General features: G+C 57.7%; 12 protein-coding genes and 1 pseudogene. 10 read left to right on the plus strand and 3 right to left on the minus strand.

What is annotated here, in order from left to right:
- The first annotated feature begins 222 nt into the window (after positions 1-222).
- Positions 223-600: a RidA family protein gene (locus ACTQZF_RS04865; protein WP_441554681.1), complete on the plus strand. Its 378-nt coding sequence runs from the start codon at positions 223-225 to the stop codon at positions 598-600.
- A gap of 243 nt (positions 601-843) precedes the next feature.
- Here ACTQZF_RS04865 and ACTQZF_RS04870 read toward each other — a convergent pair whose 3' ends face one another.
- On the minus strand, positions 844-1,500 hold the full coding sequence (locus ACTQZF_RS04870) for a helix-turn-helix transcriptional regulator (RefSeq protein ID WP_441554682.1): 657 nt from the start codon (positions 1,498-1,500) through the stop codon (positions 844-846).
- Positions 1,501-1,851: 351 nt separating this feature from the next.
- Here ACTQZF_RS04870 and ACTQZF_RS04875 point away from each other — a divergent pair, with 351 nt between their 5' ends.
- Positions 1,852-3,246 (plus strand): uracil-xanthine permease family protein, encoded by a 1,395-nt coding sequence (locus ACTQZF_RS04875; protein ID WP_441044594.1) that lies wholly within the window; start codon positions 1,852-1,854, stop codon positions 3,244-3,246.
- 644 nt (positions 3,247-3,890) lie between these two features.
- Here the strand turns inward: ACTQZF_RS04875 and ACTQZF_RS04880 are convergent.
- The gene (locus ACTQZF_RS04880; protein WP_427796015.1) at positions 3,891-4,016 is read right to left on the minus strand and encodes a hypothetical protein; all 126 of its coding nucleotides are present in this window, start codon (positions 4,014-4,016) and stop codon (positions 3,891-3,893) included.
- 258 nt (positions 4,017-4,274) lie between these two features.
- Here ACTQZF_RS04880 and ACTQZF_RS04885 point away from each other — a divergent pair, with 258 nt between their 5' ends.
- Complete coding sequence (locus tag ACTQZF_RS04885) at positions 4,275-5,009, plus strand: exonuclease domain-containing protein (RefSeq protein WP_441554683.1); 735 nt, start codon at positions 4,275-4,277, stop codon at positions 5,007-5,009.
- Positions 5,010-5,051: 42 nt separating this feature from the next.
- Here ACTQZF_RS04885 and ACTQZF_RS04890 read toward each other — a convergent pair whose 3' ends face one another.
- Positions 5,052-6,287, minus strand: coding sequence for a hypothetical protein (locus ACTQZF_RS04890; protein WP_441554684.1), 1,236 nt, complete (start codon positions 6,285-6,287; stop codon positions 5,052-5,054).
- Between the two features lie 268 nt (positions 6,288-6,555).
- Between ACTQZF_RS04890 and ACTQZF_RS04895 the strand changes: the two genes are divergently transcribed.
- The 7 genes and pseudogenes from ACTQZF_RS04895 to ACTQZF_RS04925 all read left to right on the plus strand — a co-directional run bounded on the left by ACTQZF_RS04895 (position 6,556) and on the right by ACTQZF_RS04925 (position 17,518).
- A complete protein-coding gene (locus ACTQZF_RS04895) occupies positions 6,556-7,269 on the plus strand; it encodes a CBS domain-containing protein (protein WP_441554685.1) in 714 nt (237 codons plus the stop codon).
- A 276-nt stretch (positions 7,270-7,545) separates the two neighbouring features.
- Entirely contained in the window at positions 7,546-8,697 is a 1,152-nt protein-coding gene (locus ACTQZF_RS04900) for a hypothetical protein (RefSeq protein WP_441554686.1), read from the plus strand.
- A 24-nt stretch (positions 8,698-8,721) separates the two neighbouring features.
- Positions 8,722-9,687, plus strand: a pseudogene (locus tag ACTQZF_RS04905) (hypothetical protein); the annotation flags it as partial.
- 2 nt (positions 9,688-9,689) lie between these two features.
- Complete coding sequence (locus ACTQZF_RS04910; protein ID WP_441554687.1) at positions 9,690-13,070, plus strand: DEAD/DEAH box helicase family protein; 3,381 nt, start codon at positions 9,690-9,692, stop codon at positions 13,068-13,070.
- Between the two features lie 3 nt (positions 13,071-13,073).
- Positions 13,074-14,387, plus strand: a complete 1,314-nt coding sequence (locus ACTQZF_RS04915) for a hypothetical protein (RefSeq protein ID WP_441554688.1) — start codon at positions 13,074-13,076, stop codon at positions 14,385-14,387.
- Positions 14,374-15,585 carry a hypothetical protein gene (locus tag ACTQZF_RS04920; RefSeq protein WP_441554689.1) on the plus strand — a complete coding sequence of 404 codons (1,212 nt, stop codon included), beginning with the start codon at positions 14,374-14,376 and terminating at the stop codon, positions 15,583-15,585. The genes ACTQZF_RS04915 and ACTQZF_RS04920 overlap by 14 nt, the downstream gene beginning before the upstream one ends.
- Before the next feature lie 148 nt (positions 15,586-15,733).
- Positions 15,734-17,518 (plus strand): DEAD/DEAH box helicase, encoded by a 1,785-nt coding sequence (locus ACTQZF_RS04925; RefSeq protein ID WP_441554690.1) that lies wholly within the window; start codon positions 15,734-15,736, stop codon positions 17,516-17,518.
- Positions 17,519-17,623 lie beyond the last annotated feature (105 nt).

The following is a 17,623-nucleotide window of genomic DNA, read 5'->3' on the forward strand; positions in this document are numbered from 1 at the left end:
GGACAAAGTCTTCAGCAGCCTGGGCTGGCTGACCCCGTGGAGAACCGTTCAGCGGTTCGGGGAAAGCGTTGGGCGATAAAATATTCTCGCAATCTGATAATTATCTTGCAGCGGGCGAAATCATCCCCTACTATCCCAATCAAGCGCGGTGTTCAGACCGAACTGTGCCTCCCGGTGCGAACGCCGCGCTCACGCTGTCTATTTGATCGTAAGGAGAAAAACATGATCAAGACCGTCGTGTCTTCCGATAACGCGCCCGCAGCCATCGGCCCGTATTCCCCCGGTATCCAGACCGGCAACATGGTGTTCCTGTCCGGCCAGCTGGGCATCGATCCCGCGACCGGCAAGCTGCCCGAGGGCATCGAGGCCCAGGCCAAGCAGTCCCTCGCCAACGTAGAAGCCCTACTGACCGCTGCCGGCGCTACGTTTGCCGATGTCGTCAAGACCACGGTCTACCTGGCCGACATCGCCGACTTTGCCGCCGTGAACGAGATTTATTCCTCCAAGTTTGAGGCCCCGTTCCCCGCGCGCAGCGCTTTCCAGGTTGCCGCTCTTCCGGCTGGCGGTCTGGTCGAGATCGAGGTCGTCGCCGCTCTCTAAGGCGTTGGCAACAACTAAACATGACATGCAAAAAGACCCTGCAGCGCGTGTGAACTGCAGGGTCTTTTGTCACGTGACGAATCGCTCGTGGGGCCACCAAGGGTAGTCTTTTTGGGACGGGGCCTTTTTAGCTACCCCTATATGCAGGATTGCTTTTACTTGCGGCTCATCGAAGTCGCGGGCAGAGGAGGGTAGCTAAAATAGCCCCGTCCCAAAAAGACTGCCCGCGCTCCATTTTGCTCGTTAGCCTTCCTTGCGAACTTTTTGCAGGTAGCGGTAGACGCTAGGCTCCGAGATGCCCAGCGCGGTGGCAGCGCAGGCAACAGCGCCCTTGAGCATAAATACGCCGTTGCCGTTAAGGTGGCGAATAACGTCCACGCGATCGGCCTGCCCAAGTGAGGCGACATCCTGGCCGCGGCTTTCGAGCAACTCGGAAATGCTGTGGTCGATGAGCTCCTGTGTAGACTCCGAAAGAATTTCGACCTCGATAGACGCGGGCTCCGCCTGCCTTGGCACAGGGTCGAAGCAGGCCATGAGCTGCTGAGCCATGGCGTTGATGGAGCGTACCGTGGAAAGATCGGTGTTGACGCAGAGCATGCCGACGATCTCGTTATCCTCGCGAATAAAGTACGATGCGGATTCCAACGCCTTGCCACCGGCACCGCGCCCCTCGTAGCCCGTAATAAACGGCAGGTCGCGATACTTGGGATCGTGCATGATCTTGAGTGCCAGATCGGTGGCGGGACCGCCGACCTTGCGGCCGCTCACGATGCCGTTGCGGATATCGACGATGGCGTGGTCGGGATCCGAGAAATCGTGCAGCACGATTTCGCTGTTTTTGCCGAGTATCTGCTCCAGGAAATCGACCATCGGCAAAAAGCGACGTACAGTCTCGTTCACGGGCAACTCCTTTGGATGAAATCGGAAGTTTCATAACAATTTTTTCTCATGGTAACACGGTGTCTATTGACTCGTATATTCGCAGGTACATTGCGTAATACAGACGAACGGTAGGATTTTGGCGGTAAGCGGTCGACCAAAAGAAAAGTTAGATGTTATTTTGACCAGACACTTTCCTGACCTGCGGAAATGCGTTGTCTCAGCTGAAAAATAGTCTGATAACAAAAAATTATTATTGAGAATGAGAAAATTCTTTAATACGATATTCACCGAAGGCACAACCTCAACCCCGCACTGCGTCACAATAGAGCGCTAGATGCGAAAACAACTACTTCGAGGATTGGTGGTCAAATGGCCCAGGAGACGGTTACGAACGGCACTGAAGCCCTGTTCACTCGCGAAGGCATGCCGCCCGTTAAGGAAATGATTCCGTGTGCCCTTCAGCACGTGCTGGCATCGTTTGCCGGCATCATTACCCCGGCGGTCATCATGGCCGGCGTCTACGGCTTTAACAGCCAGCAGAGCACCGACATTATTCAGGTTGCGCTCATTCTTTCGGCAATCGACACGGCCCTTCAGGCCTTCGCTCCCTTCCGCCGCATCGGCGGCGGCCTGCCCATCGTCATGGGCGTCTCGTTCGCGTTCCTGCCGGCCCTGCAGGCTATGGGTGCCTCGGGCTTTAGCTTTGGTGCGCTGCTGGGCGGCGAGATTGTCGGCGGTGCCGTCGCGGTCCTCTTTGGTCTGGCCTACAGCAAGATTAAGTGGCTGTTCCCGCCCGTCGTGACTGGTACGGTCATCTTCTCCATCGGCGTCTCGCTGTATCCCACGGCCGTCAAGTATATGGCCGGCGGTATGGGCACGCCGCTGTGGGGCACCCCGCAGGCCTGGTGCGTCGCTCTTATCACCTTCGCCGTGGTCTTCGCGCTCGCCAACTTTGGCAAGGGTACGTTCAAGCTGGGATCCGTGTTCTTTGGCATGATCGTTGGCATGATCGTCTCCATTCCCTTTGGCATGATCGACTTCTCCAGCGTCGCCACCGCTCAGGTCTTCGCCCTTCCCAAGCTCATGCCCTACGCGCTCGAGTTTGATCCCGAGGTCTGCATTACCCTCGCCGTCGTGTTCCCCATGGTTGCCATCCAGGTTATCGGCGATGTCTCCGCCGCCTGCCTGGGCTCCATCGACCGCATGCCCACCGAGCGCGAGCTCTCCGGCGCTATCGTGTCTCAGGGCCTCACTTCTATGGCCGGCGGCCTGCTGGGCGGTCTTCCCACCAGCGCCCTTGGCCAGAACGTGGGCATCATCTGTTCCAACAAGGTCGTCAACAAGTGGGTCTTTGTGATCATCGCGTCCGTCTTTGCCATCGCCGGCCTGTTCCCGCAGCTTTCTGCCGTCCTTTCCGCTATCCCGCAGCCCGTCATCGGCGGCGCGACCGTCGGCGTCTTTGGCACCATCACCATGAACGGCGTGCGCATGTTCACCCGCGAGGGCCTTACGCAGCGCACTACCACCATCGTCGGTACCTCCGTCGTCTTTGGCCTGGGTATCTGGATGGCCAGCGGTTGCCTTGCCGGCGAGGGTATGCCCACCTGGGTGTCCACCGTCATCGGCTCCAATGCCGTAACCCCCACCGCCATCATGGCCATCGTGCTCAACCTGATTCTTCCGCAGACGCCGGTCGTGGCTCAGCACATCGATGCCGCCAAGGACGCTGCCGTGGATCTGGTCTTGCCCGAGAGCAAGAAGTAACCAATTTGGTGCTATTCGTCGGCGGACACATCGCCCCGTCCGCCGACGTCATGCGGCGCCAAGCCGCACTTCAAAGGGTTTGTCCCGTGGGTAAAATAAGGCTGACGGCAGCCCAAGTGGTGAAGAGCTGGGCAGTGTCGTTGTTTAGATTAAGGGGTCGATGCCTTAACGGCGTCGACCCCTCTTTTTATGCTTCGGACGCTGCTTGAGTGCCTCGGAAAGTCCGATGAGCGCTGTGAGGAGCGAGACCAGAGCGGTCAGGAGCTTCCGGAACGGTTCACGTGCGGTGGCGTGCCGCCCCTTCTGCGTGCGCCGCTTGTCGAATTACGTTATAGCTAGCTATATTATAGGAAGACATAATATAGCTAGCTATAACGTAAAGGAAGCTGAGGGTCCGTCCTGTGTTGTTGGGGACGGGGCTTTGCCCGATCGCGTGGTCTTTAGCATTTTCGGTTGAGTGCTCCGTGGATGTTGAGTGGTGGCTGGAGTAGAGCGACGAGTTGAGCGAACGCAGGAGCGGGCTCCGAGGCTCCATTACTGAAAATTCATTTGTTAAACCTGGCAACCGTGGGTAGAATAAAGTCGACGGCAGCCCAAGGGTGATAGCTGGGCAGCGCCGTTGCTTTGATCAAGGGGTCAATGCCTTAACGGCGTCGACCCCTCTTTTTGTGCTTCGAACACTGCTTGAGTGCCTCGGTAAGTCCGATAAGCGCCGTGAGGAGCGAGACCAAAGAGGTCAGGAGCTTTACGAAATCAATCAGATCGGTCATGGGCATCACCTCCCGTCGCATGGAGGGCGCTGCCCGGCACATGGAACTGCCGTCAACAATAACCAGTCTATCAAACTGCAGTCATAAATACGAATATATGTTCGCTCATAACAGCGACGTGGCCATCTCAAAGCGCGGCTTTACGCAAGGGTGCCGGGTGGCCGCGCTGGGCGCTTTCATGTCCGCACGAGCGCCTATCCTTACGGCAATGTAGCCGCCTATGTAGCAAGCGGCAGGCAACGGAGAAAGGCCCTAACCGTGTCAGCTGAAAAGACGCCGGGTATCTCGGCTATCGATACGACGAACTTTGCGCGCCAGATTGTGCTGGACTTTGAGTTTGCGCCGGTGCCAAAGCAGCGCCAGCGCCGTGGGCTGCGCAATGAGATTATCGAGGTCGGCGCCGTTAAGCTCGATTACCACGGCAACGTTATGGGCGAGTTCTCGCAGTTTGTGCAGACGGAATTTACCGAAGGCGTTGCGTATCCCGTCCGCGAGCTTACGGGGATATCGGCCGTGGACACCGCGATGGCCGATCCGCTCTACATAGTGATCAAAAGGCTTGGCGATTGGATCGGTCGCTACTCCGCCCAGGTGGTTTGCTGGAGCGGGACGGACCGTCGACAGCTTTTGACCGAGTGCCAGGCAAAGCGCATCGACCTTTCCGCATTTCCTACGGACTGGGCCGACCTGCAGGCGTTTTACACCTCGATCATGGATGTGGGCAGCCATGGGCGCGTTTCGTTGGGTGACGCGGCGATGTGGTTTGGCATTGAGTTCGACGAGTCGACGGGCCATGCCCACAGCGCCCTTGCCGATGCGCGCGTGACCGCCAAGCTGCTCAAGCAGGTGATGGACGGGGGCTACCACGTGAGCCCGCGCGCTCAGGAAGTCCGCCAGCGGTGGGGGATGGGCGAGCGAGTCCAGACGTGCCTCTCTAGCAAGTGCCCCGAGCTGGGAGACCTGCTGCTGAAGCTGAAGGCGGAGGGGAGGTAGGGGGCGTTAACTGTCTGCATGGCGCGTGCCTGTCGCGTATCGCTACTCTTCCCGCTGCTTGCCAGGCAGGATGTAGACGTTCTCGGCGTCCACGGCGATCTGCGTGGGGCGGTTGTAGAGGGTGTCGATCTCCATTATGCTCTGCCTGAACGGCGCGACGTCGGGCGTCTTTGCCTGGTGGAGCTTCTCGATGAGCTTCTCGGATTGCTCGTCGTTGAACCTGCCGATGTCCTCTCCTGCACCTTCAAGTGCCTCGTCTATGGGCGTGAGCTCGCCGATGGGCGTCGCCGCGATGGCGCGACCGAGCATCTTGCCTGCGGAGGCGATGCCGCCCAGAAGTGCCACATCGATAGTGTCGGCAGTGCTCGCCTCGAGTGCGTCGTAACATTCGGTGTAAAGCTCGCGGTATGCAAGCGAGTCCGCCTCGATTTTTGCGGCAGCGTCTGCGAGCTTTGCAGGTTTGAAGTTCTGGGTGAGCATGGGCTCGAGGAACAGCGAGAACGCGTGGATGTAGGTGGCGAGCTGGCAGTCTTTGAGGTAGTCGAGCACCTTGTCGAGGCGTTTGCTCAAGCCGTCTCGCACCTCGACGAGCCCTTTCTTTTTCAGGTCCGACTGCGCCAGTGAGCGGAAGTGCTCTATGTCCTGCTCGGAGGCATGCTTGATGTCGATTACCTTCATATGGGCGCTGGTCATTTCGATGGCGTTGTCGCAGTAGAGACCGTAGCCGTTGAGGATGTCTACAAGTGTCTTGAGGTTGCCGCGCATGTTGGCCTTGTCGCGCTGGCGCATATAGTCGAACATTTCGTCGACGGACTCCTGGATGGAGTCGAGCTTTTGGTTTATCTGCGCGATTGCGGCTGCCATGAACAACGACGTCGGGTCGTAGGGCACTTGCGTGACACTTGTGGCGATGTCGCCCTCGACTACGTGGAAGCGAGCCTGCCCAAAGCCATTGGCTGTGTCGCGGTAGGACCCCATGAGGCCACTGCCGTCCTTGAACGATTGGAGTATCGACGGGTCAAGCGGATTGCCAAACTTGTCGGTTGGCTGGAGCAGCATAGGCACGCTCACCGTATTGGTGACGGTGCGAAATGTCGAGGGGAGTGAGGCGAGCGCTATGCCGAGCTGGGGGACTCGTTCGAGTGGGAGCTTGATGGCACCGGAGACGTCCGCCCGCTCCTGAGTGAGTGCGAGGTGGATTTTGGTGGATGCGAGCTGTTTTGCCACGAGTCCCTCTCGGCCGTCGTCCGTCGAGGATTCGATCTCGTTGTCTGCCATGGCGTGCTCCTTGCTTACGTTAATAGTCGTGGGCATTATCTCACCGTTGGGTGGCCTGCTGGAGCGGGACGGATTAGCGGTAGTACGAGGCCGATTGACGGTCGAGGTACGTCAGCCGTATGGCTTTCCTACGGGCGCCCATGCCGGTAAGCCTGCGTTCGATGCCGCTTGTCGAGGCCGAGCACAGGGCGCTTGATATCACACGTATAATTGCGCTTGTTTAGCTGCGTGAATGCGTTCCGAAGCTATTTTTGCAGGAGGTTTCGGTATGGGCAAAAGGGACAATGCAAGCGAGTTCCTTGATCTCTATAGAAAGCTCGAGGGGTGTATTCGTGAGCATTATGACGTGCCGGAAAAACACGGTCCTGTGGCTTGGCTTGGCAGAAACCCCGGCAGGGCATTCAAGAACGTTGCCGGGGCTCTCAAATATTGCGCAGAAGTTCGCAACCTGCTCTCGCACCAGGAGAGTGTCGATGGCGATTACGCCGTCGAGCCGAGCGACTCGATGCTGACACTCCTGCGCAATACGCTTGCGGCGGTCGAGAATCCTCCCAAGGCAATCGACCATGCCGTGTCCATGCAGAATGTGTTTTCGGCAACTGTGGAGGACTGCGTGAGACCCGTCCTGCGCGAGATGGCGGAAAAATGCTACACCCACGTACCTATCCTGGAGGACGGCATCGTTCGCGGCGTGTTCAGCGAGAACACGCTGCTCTCCTACCTATACGGTGAAGAGATTATCTGCATTGACGACGAGACGACATTCTCTTCGCTTGCCGAGCTGCTCCCAGTGGACGCTCATGTCTCTGAATCGTTTAGGTTCGTGCCACGTACGATAACGCTCGCAGAGGTTGCGGAGATGTTCACGGTGGCGATGCGCCGTGCTGATCGCATTGGCATGGTGTTTATCACGCATAGCGGTAAGCCCAGCGAGAAGGTTCTTGGGATTATCACTGCTTGGGATGTTGCGGCCTATCTGTAGCGGTCGCGGCATGCCTGGCAATCCATTTGTCGTCTTGACAGCGTTGGCGGACGATGAGATCGCGTCGACAGTTGCGGCGGCAGCGCGCATTCGACGTTGCACGCAGGTTCCAGCTGTGTGGCGCATGGCATAGGGAAACCTATCAGGGCTAGCCTCCACCCAGCTACGCTCAAAATGGCATCTTTGATAAAATGCATGCAATCTAGATGTTAATCCTCTTTTTATTATGAGGGGTATGCCGGTGAAGGGCCTGCCCAGAAAAGGACGTGTCACGACATGACGGAAGCCGATTCGGAAACCGTAACCGCTGAGGAGTCCACATGCGCCGCGGTCAGTTTCCCGGGCTCGGGTTTCATGGAAGCTTTCGTCCATCGTTACTCGCTAACCATCCTTGAGACTTTGCTATGCGATCGCACAACAGGTTGCAACATCATATGGGCCGACAACGAGTACGAAGCTCTGGGTGACGGCTACATGGGCGACGACGAGATAACCGTCGAGAAAATCACGGGCCCAAACGTTCATATCATCAAACCACGCATTGCGAAGGCTGCTGAGCAGCAGTCGTTGCGAACCAAAAGTCGTGCCGAGGTTTTCTCGCCGGCATGGTTGTGCAACCAGATGAACAATGACCTTGATGCTGTTTGGTTTGGGCATCGAGCTATTTTTAACGAAGAGCATGAGCGCTCCTGGTCCACCAACTTGGAAGAGTTGAAATTTCCCAAGAAAAAGGGTCATGGCTGGCATGCATACATTGAAGCTACTTGGCTTGAAATTTCATGTGGCGAGGGGCCGTTCGTTTGTTCGCGCTACGACAGCGTGACTGGTCACTCCATTCCCGTGGCTGACAGAATTGGCTTTCTGGACCGCAAACTGCGTGTTGTTGCGGAGAAAACCAAGAGCCGCGAGGGCTGGATGAAATGGGCCTTCCGTGCGCTTAGGGCATGCTATGGCTTTGAGTACCAGGGCGACAACCTTCTGATTGCACGCATCAACGCTTTTGAGACGTTTTGCGAACACCATATGGATTGCTGGGGAGCGAGGCCCACTGAAGCCGAGATGGATGAAGCGGCCGAGATTGTTTCTTGGAACTTCTGGCAAATGGATGGTTTTAACGATGCTGTGCCCACTGCAAAGATGGGCATCGCCGTTCATTCTCCTTTGTTTGCTCCGACTGATTCGCAATCTGATATTACCGAGAGGCCAGAAAACGACTTCGTTCAGCCTGCGCTTTTCGATCTTTCTCCGATTGAGGTTGAAGAGGAAGAACAGAAAGAAGAAGAGGAGCTGACTAAGTCAGTCCCTCTATGTGTTCTATACGACTGGATTGGCGACGAACCCTTTGAGTTCATTGCGTTGAAAGGCAAGGCGTGTCCCATGGAGAAGAAATTTTATGCCGTGATCGGAAACCCACCCTATCAGGAGTAGGTCCAAGGCGATAACAAAAACTCAGCGGCTCCAATTTACCCTGCATTCATGGAGGGAGCCTATGATGTTGGCAATATTGTTGAGCTGGTGCATCCAGCGCGTTTCCTGTTTAATGCCGGCGCAACACCCAAAGCATGGAACCGCAAAATGCTCGATGATCCACATTTCAAGGTTCTGGCCTACGAGGCGGATAGCTCTAAAATGTTCAGCAACGTGGACATTAAAGGTGGCGTAGCCATTACTTTAAGAAACAAAGAACAGAGTTATGGCGCAATTGGTATATTTACAGCCTATGACGAGTTAAATTCAATATTAAAAAAAGTGGCGCATGACGCGCATTTTAGTCCGTTTTCGCAGATAGTTATTACGAGGACGGCTTACAGACTTACCGACAAAATGCATGAAGAACATCCTGAAGCCATCAGCAGGTTGAGCCAAGGGCACCCTTACGATATGTCAACGAATATATTCGATAGACTCCCCGACATATTCTTCGACAAAAGGCCGGATGACGGATTTGAATATATTCAAATCCTAGGTCGGCAAAACAATCAACGCATCAGCAAACACATAAGATCGGAATACGTTAATCAGCCTGGCAACTTAAAGAAGTGGAAGGTTATTGTGCCGGCTGCAAACGGGAGTGGCGCATTGGGCGAAGCCCTCTCCACCCCCTTAATAGGGCGGCCCTTAATGGGGCATACGGAATCATTTATCAGTATTGGAAGCTTTGACACAGAGGATGAATCTGAAGCTGCAATCAGGTACGTTAAGACGAAATTTACTCGCTGCATGCTCGGCGTTCTAAAAGCTACGCAACATAATCCTCCCGAAAAGTGGGCTTACGTTCCCCTCCAGGACTTTACCTCTGATTCCGACATTGACTGGACGCAGTCCGTGGCCGACATCGATCGTCAACTCTACGCGAAGTACGGCCTCGATGACGATGAGATCTCCTTTATCGAATCCCACGTGAAGGAGATGGGCTAGCCATGGCGAGCATCGACATCTCCCAGATCATCGAGACCACCGCTCCCGCGGTGCCGCAGATCTACGCCTACACCACGCCCGAGATTGCCCGCCACAACGGCTGGACCAAGATCGGCTACACCGAGCAGGATGTGCGCGAGCGCATCAAACAGCAGACGTATACCGCCGACGTGCAGTGGCACCTGGAGTGGAGCGGCAACGCCACGTGGGAGCACCGCGCGGGCACCTTCCGTGACACCGACTTCCACGCATATCTCGAGAAGCAGGGCGTCGAGCGCGAACCCAAGAAGGAATGGTTCAAGATCAGCGGCGAGGAGTCTCACCAGCAGTTCTACCGATTCCGCGACACCGACGGCGTGTTGGACGCACCCGGCGCTGCCTCCTACACCCTGCGCGCCGAGCAGCAGCGCGCAGTGGAGCAGACGGGAGCCTTCGCCCGCGCCCATTGGGACGAGGGCGGCGCGCACGGCGGCGAGTTCCTGTGGAACGCCAAGCCGCGCTTCGGCAAGACGCTCACCGCGTACGACCTGTGCCGCAGCATCGGCGCGCAGAAGGTGCTCATTGTCACCAACCGCCCCGCCATTGCCAATTCTTGGTACGACGACTACGTGAAGTTCGTTGGGGTAGAGGGCGGCTACCGCTTCATCAGCGGCGTGGACGCCCTGGCCGGCAAGCCCTACTGCCTCAGCCGCGAGGAGTACCTGCGCGCCATCCGCAACCATCCGGATGGCCCAAAAGGATTCATCGAGTTTGTGAGCCTTCAGGACCTCAAGGGCTCCATCCGCTTCGGCGGCATCTACCAAAAGCTCGACGAGGTGGCCGACCTCACCTGGGACGTGCTCATCATCGACGAGGCGCACGAGGGCGTGGACACCTTCAAGACCGACGTGGCGTTCGACCACATCAAACGCCGCTTCACGCTGCACCTCTCCGGTACGCCCTTCAAGGCCATCGCAAACGAGAAGTTCGCCGACGACGCCATCTACAACTGGACATACGCCGACGAGCAACAGGCCAAGCGCGACTGGCCTGCCGACTCCGAGCAGCCGAACCCCTACGCCAACCTCCCCAAGCTCAACCTGCTCACCTACCAGATGAGCGACATCGTCGAGCAGGAGGCCCGCGGCGGCATGGAGATTGATGGCGAGCAGACCGAGTTCGCCTTCGACCTCAACGAGTTCTTCTCGACCAAGCACAACGGCGGCTTCGTGCATGACGCCGACGTGGATAAGTTCCTCGACGCGCTCACCACGCAGGAGAAGTTCCCGTTCTCGACACCCGGGCTGCGCGACGAGCTGCGTCACACGTTCTGGATGCTCAACCGCGTCGACTCCGCCCGCGCCCTCGCCAAGAAGCTGCAGGCGCACCCCGTCTTCAAGGATTACGAGGTGGTACTCGCTGCTGGCGACGGCAAGATCGACGCCGGCGACGAGAACGAGAAGTCGCTCGACAAGGTACGCCGCGCGATCAAGGACCACGACAGGACCATCACCCTTTCGGTCGGCCAGCTGACCACGGGCGTGACCGTGCCGGAGTGGACCGCCGTGCTCATGCTCTCGAACATGGCGAGCCCCGCACTGTACATGCAGGCGGCCTTCCGCAGCCAGAACCCGTGCCTGTTCGACCTGGGCGGCGGCAACTACGCGCGCAAGGAGAACGCCTACGTCTTCGACTTCGACCCGGCGCGCACGCTTACTATCTTTGAGCAGTTCGCCAACGACCTGTACGGCGAGACCGCGCGCGGCGGCGGCGACGTGGAGACGCGCGAGCGCCATATCCGTCAGCTGCTGAACTTCTTCCCCGTCTATGGCGAAGACGATGAGGGCCAGATGGTCGAGCTCGATGCCGAGCAGGTGCTCAGCGTGCCGAGGCGCATCCACGCCCGCGAGGTGGTCAAGCGCGGCTTCATGAGCAACTTCCTATTCCAGAACATCGCGAGCGTCTTCCGCGCGCCGGCAGAGGTCGTGGAGATCATCCAGCGCTTCGACCCCTACGAGCAGGGCAAGGCGCAGAACGCCGAGAAGAACAAGGTCGAGATCGACGAAGGCACGGCACGCGATCTCTCCATCAACGACGAGGGCGAGGTGGAGATTCCCGACGAGCAGGTCGTAGGCAAGGCGGCGGACATCTTCGGGCCGAAGGTCTACGGCGATGTCGTCGTTGAGTTCTCGGGCCAGGTCCAAGATATCGCGAAGGCGCACGAGGCCGATGACGACGACAGGGCGATGCTCGACAACCTCAAGGAGGCCTTCAAGCAGAGCGTGACCGCGCCTTTGGTTCAGGCCGCCAAGGAGAGCTACGGCAGCGAGCTCAAACCGCGCCAGCAGCAGATCGAGCGCAAGGTCCAGGCAGATGCCGACATCCAACTCAACCGCCAGGTCGGCGACTACCAGATCCAGGCGCGCCGCATCGAGCAGTCGCGCAAGGACGAGCTCAAGGCGGCGACAAGCGAGACCGAACGCGCCGAGGTGAACCAGCGCCATGACGAGCAGAAGGCAGAGGCGTTCCGGGCGCTCGCCCAGAAGCTCGAGGACTCCCGCGAGGAGCTCGTGCAGAGCGCCGGCGAGACCGTAGTGCGCGAGGTGGAGACGGCGAAGAAGGAAGAGGAGAAGCAGGGCATCGAGGACAAGGTGCGCGCTCATCTGCGCGGCTTCTCGCGTACCATCCCGTCGTTCCTCATGGCCTACGGCGAGCAGGGCACGACGCTTGCGAACTTCGACACCGTGATCCCCGCTGACGTCTTCCAGGACGTCACGAGCATCACCGTTGATGAGTTCCGCTTTTTGCGTGATGGCGGCGACTACACCGATGGCGAGACCGGCGAGGTAAAGCGCTTCGTTGGGCACCTCTTCGACGAGGTCGTATTCAACGACTCCGTGAGCGAGTTCATCAAGCTGCGCGAGCGCCTGGCCAATTACTTCGACGAGTCCCAGACAGAGGACATCTTCGACTACGTGCCGCCCCAGAAGACCAATCAGATCTTCACGCCGCGCAACGTCGTGGTTCAGATGGTGGACCTCTTCGAGAAGGAGAACCCGGGCTGCTTCGATGACCCGAGCCACACCTTCGCCGACCTGTACATGAAGTCTGGCCTCTACATCACCGAGATCATCAAGCGCCTGTACCGAAGCGAGGGCATGAAGGCCGCCTTCCCGGACGACCGCGAGCGTTTGGACCACATCCTGGAGCATCAGGTGTTCGGCATCGCGCCCACCAAGATTATCTACGAGATTGCCACCCACTTCATCCTGGGTTTCCACGACGAGGTCGGCCAAGGATGCGACTCTAACTTCGAGCTCGCGGACGCCGCGGAGCTCGCCAAGGAGGGCACGCTGGAGGCATACGTCGAGCGCGTCTTCGGGCCCAAGCTGGGCGAGGCGTAGCGCGTGGCGGAAGTAGTCGACAGCAAACAGGATGGGCGTGCAGAGGCTGCGCGAGCGGCGGTGAGTGCGGCACGGCGTGAGGATACCGAACTGTGCGCCCGTCTAGTCTTTCGCGTCTCGCGTAATGAGCTAAGGCGCGCGGGGATCACCACGCCCGCCGTGCTCTATGACGAGCTAAAGCAAGTCTTTTGGAATGCCGACGAAGGCGTCACTCTGGGAGACCACCTTTCTGTCGGATTTGGCATGGTTGATCGCCGTCGCCAGGTGCGCACCTTTGCCGAGCGTCATGCGGGTGAACCAAAAAACGTTCTAGCGAAGGCCTACGAGCGCGAATACGGCTTTAGCGCCGGTGTCGCCGCGATATGGCTCGACCTGTTCGCCGAGCCCGCGGACGTGAGCGTCTCGGAGTGGCTTGGTTTCAAGTCTATTGAGCGCCCGACGGACGTGCCAGTCTCTTGCCCGGAGGCGCCTGGGAGGGACAACGCCGAATGCAAGGCGCTCACCCTTGAGGACTTCCTCGCCCGGGAGCTTGCCGACCAGATTTGTGACGCGGGTCTTGTGCGTCGACGTTTTGCTTTCGAGTATCCCGGCGAGCAGCCCGAGACGCTCGATCGCGGTATCGATGCCGCGGGCTACTATGAGGACCACGACCTGCTCTTCCAAGAAGGGGATGCCCCGAACGGCCACTTCACGCGGCTATTGGCGGCGCATCCGTCCTTTGCGAAAGGCGAGGCCGGGTTTGAGAATGCCGTGTGGCAACATCCCGCCTTCCGTCACGTGCTGCGCCAGGCGCTTTCGGACCATCGCGTGCTTGCCTACGAAGACGACAGCTACATTTCGTTCACGCGACTGCACGACGTGTTGGGCCTGCGCATGGCCGACGTCGAGTCGTACGCGTCCACGGTTTGTATTGATGCGCGCGAGGGAGAGCCCTTCACCATAGCGAGCTTGCGTACGAGTGGCGCGACTGTGCACCCGTTGTACGGGTTAGATATGCCCGATGACTTTTACGAAGGGCTGCTCGACGTGGCTGGACTATTTCGGAGCTGCACGCTTGCTGGCATTAAAGTGTTTGTTGTCGGCGGCGAGGGACGCTTCTCTGCCACTGACCTTATTGAGTGGGTTGTTGCTCGCCATGAGGGAATCGAACGTGATGATTTGCCGCGTCTGCTTGCGAGCGACTTTGGCATAGCCTGTCCGGCGCCGCTCCTGGCGACGACCGTTCATAATTCCGATGTCTACTACGACGACATTGGAGACGCATACTATTCATCCATGGAAGCATGGAAAAGGGAGGCACGCAATGAGCTTGCTTGACGATGGGATTGCTACCGGTAACGTTCTGCCGACGGGGCGCAAAGAAAAACACTCCATTGAGAACGTGACACGTGTCTTTGACGTCTATCGCATCAAGTGCGACTTGCTGTTTTACAACGACCAAAACGATCGCATCGCAACGTGGGTAAGCGAGTACAACGCCGCGCAGGATGCGGATCTGCTTGCGCTTGGTCGCGAAGAGTATAACGGGGCCATCGAGGGCTTTATCGTCGAGAGCAACCCCGGGGCGCTTAAGAAGACCGAGAAGAGCATTGCGCTCCGCGGCCAGCTGAGGCCGGGCATCGTACTTAACGACGGCCGCGTCATTGACGGCAACCGCCGTTTGACGTGTATTCGCCGCCTTGCGCGCCAAAACAACGAGGCCGGCTGGTTCGAGGCGGCCATCATCGACGATGCCACCGGCAGCGACCCCAAGCGTATCAAACTGCTGGAGCTCGCCATTCAGATTGGCGAGGAGGAAAAGGTCGCCTATGATCCCGTCGATCGTCTTGTCGGCGTGTACCGCGACGTGGTTAAGAACCACCTGATCACTCCGGCCGAGTACGGAACCGCGACGGGCATGACCGAAGCCGAGGTCAAGAAGCTCGTCGACCGCGCTCAGTTCATGGAGGAGTTTCTCGAGTTCTGCCAAGCTCCCGAGCAATACCATCTCGCCCGCGCCCTTAAGGTCGATGGCCCCTTGGGCGAATTCAGCCGTGTTCTGAAGAAGTATGGCAACAAGCGCGACCAGCAATTTGTTAAGCGCGCGATGTTCTCGAATATGGTCGTGCAGCCCGAGGGCGATATCACTCGCTATGTCAGAGATTTTGGAAACGTGGCGGGCACTCCTGCCGAGGCGGATTTTAAGGCCGCCGAGCAGCAGGCGATGTCTGAGCTGCTCGAGAAGATGGGGCCTGACCCCCTTACTCGCGAAAAGGTGAGTGAGCTTCGCGCGGACCGAGATCTGGTCGATAGCTTCTCGCGTGCGGGCGATAAGGCTCGAGAGGTTGTGCGCCGCTCCAAGCTTATGGATACTCCGGCTAAGAAGTCTGCCGAGTGCCTCTCCGATCTTAATAAGATCCTTCCCGAGATGCTCGACGTACTGAATGCAATCGAACTTTCGAAAGTGCGCGCTAACCTTGTTGCCGTGAGGAATAGGGTCGATGAGCTGATTGGTGAAATCGATGACCGCTCCTAGGATTATCGTCGGCTACGACGATGCCCGTCCAGGCATGTTCTTGCGTATCGAGGGGCAGAGCGTTGCGGATTTCATGGCTTCGACGGTATGGCGCGCCTGGCTTTACTATCCCGCAAGTGCCGTGGTGGGTACCGAGGGCGACTGCATTTTGCTCGATGACACCATGGGCTTGCGCGAGTGCCAGGAGATGCTCGAGGCGGTGCAGGAGGCCACTGAGCATGGCGTTGAGGTTGCGGTTGACCGGAGCTTCGAGGCGTATGCAAGTGCTACGGAGACGTACATCCGAGAGCGCTCGGAAGTGGGTCTTGCCATTAAGGCCCAGACTGCTCAGAGCATAGCCGACGACCCCCAGTTGGGGCCGCGTTTCCGGGAGTTTCGCGACATAGTGAATGCCTCGATGGTGCGTCCCTTGCGCGACCGGCAGATGCTCGATGCGTTCTTTATGGCCGCCGTCGGCCGCGCCGCCGACTTCTCGGTGCCTGGCGCAGGTAAGACGGCCACGGTGCTCGGCGTATTTGCATATTTAAGGCATTTGGGGCTTGCGAAGCGCATCGTAGTCGTCTGTCCAAAAAACGGCTTTGAAGCATGGGAAAAAGAGTGGGTTGCGACCTTTGGGAGCAAATTGCCCCTGCATTGTTTTTCGCTGGGGGACCCGCATATAGCAGCAATGTCCACCGAGCGGCGCCGGAGCGCGCTTTCGCTGGATAGCGGTTCGTGCAATCTGTTTACGTTTAACTACGAAGCCCTTGCCGGCTATGTGAGGGAACTGCATCCTATCGTTTCCAACCAAACACTCGTTGTATTTGATGAGGTTCATCGCATCAAGGCGATTAAGGGCAGGCGCGCGACCTCGGCACTTGAGGCAAATGAGGGCGCGAAGTACGTGATTGCACTTACGGGTACGCCTATACCTAATACCTACCAGGATATTTACAACCTGCTGCACATTCTCTATCCCGAGGACTATGACACCTTTTTTGGCTATGAGCCGGGTGAGCTTAAGTCTCCCGGGACGGATGAGATTGAGCAGCTAAACAAAAGCCTTGCGCCTTTCTTCTGCCGCACAAATAAGAATGAGCTTGGTGTGCCTGCGCCTGAGCCCGACGAAATTGTGGAAGTCGAAGCGACTGCTGACGAAAACTCGCTTCTGCATATCTTGTCCAGTGCGTGTTCTAGCCCATTTTCGCGTATCATCCGTACGTTGCAGCTCGAGAGCGACCCTGTCATGCTCGAGCAGGCTATCGACCAAGAAGATTTGGAGTATGTGCTCGATCAGGTTGGGGAGGAGTTCTCCGATATCGACTATGTTGACTTCTCGCAAACATTTTACGAGTCCATTGATCGAGCTCGGCCGACTTCAAAGTTCTTGTCGTGCGAGCAGCTAATTGAACGTATTGTTGCTCAGGGGCGTCCCGTTGTGGTGTGGTGTCTGTTCGTTCGCAGCATTAGCAACTTACGGAGCGGGCTTGCCGAAAAGGGGATTGACGCACGGGCGATTTACGGCGGAACGCCACAAGAGGATCGACGCGCGATATTGGACGACTTCCGCGCTGGGCGCTTTAAAGTACTCGTGACCAATCCGCAGACGCTTGCCGAGTCTGTTTCTCTGCATTCGGTGTGCCATGACGCCGTGTACTTTGAGTACAGCTATAACCTCGTGCATCTCTTGCAATCCAAGGACCGCATTCATCGTCTTGGACTCCCCGATGATCAGAAGACCCGCTACTACTTTATGCGCACGATCTTTGAAAGCGATAGCATTCCCTTTTCTTTGGATAAGGTGATTTACGAGCGCCTAAAGGAGAAAGAGAAGATAATGCTCGACGCCATCGACGGCGGCTACCTTGAGAACGGTTATTTAGACGAGGATGATCTTCGCATTATTTTTGAGCGGTTGTTGGGAGACGAGGCGGCTAGGCTTGACTATCGGTAGCGTTCTTGCGTCGTAAGGCTAAGGTTGCCACCGACAACGTTGTGCCAAGAAACACCTTGGGACAATCTTTTCTTTAGCGAGCTATGATTTATAGCCGGGCGGCAA

The sequence above is a fragment of the Collinsella sp. LCP19S3_H3 genome (assembly GCF_052119145.1).
GTDB lineage: Bacteria > Actinomycetota > Coriobacteriia > Coriobacteriales > Coriobacteriaceae > Collinsella.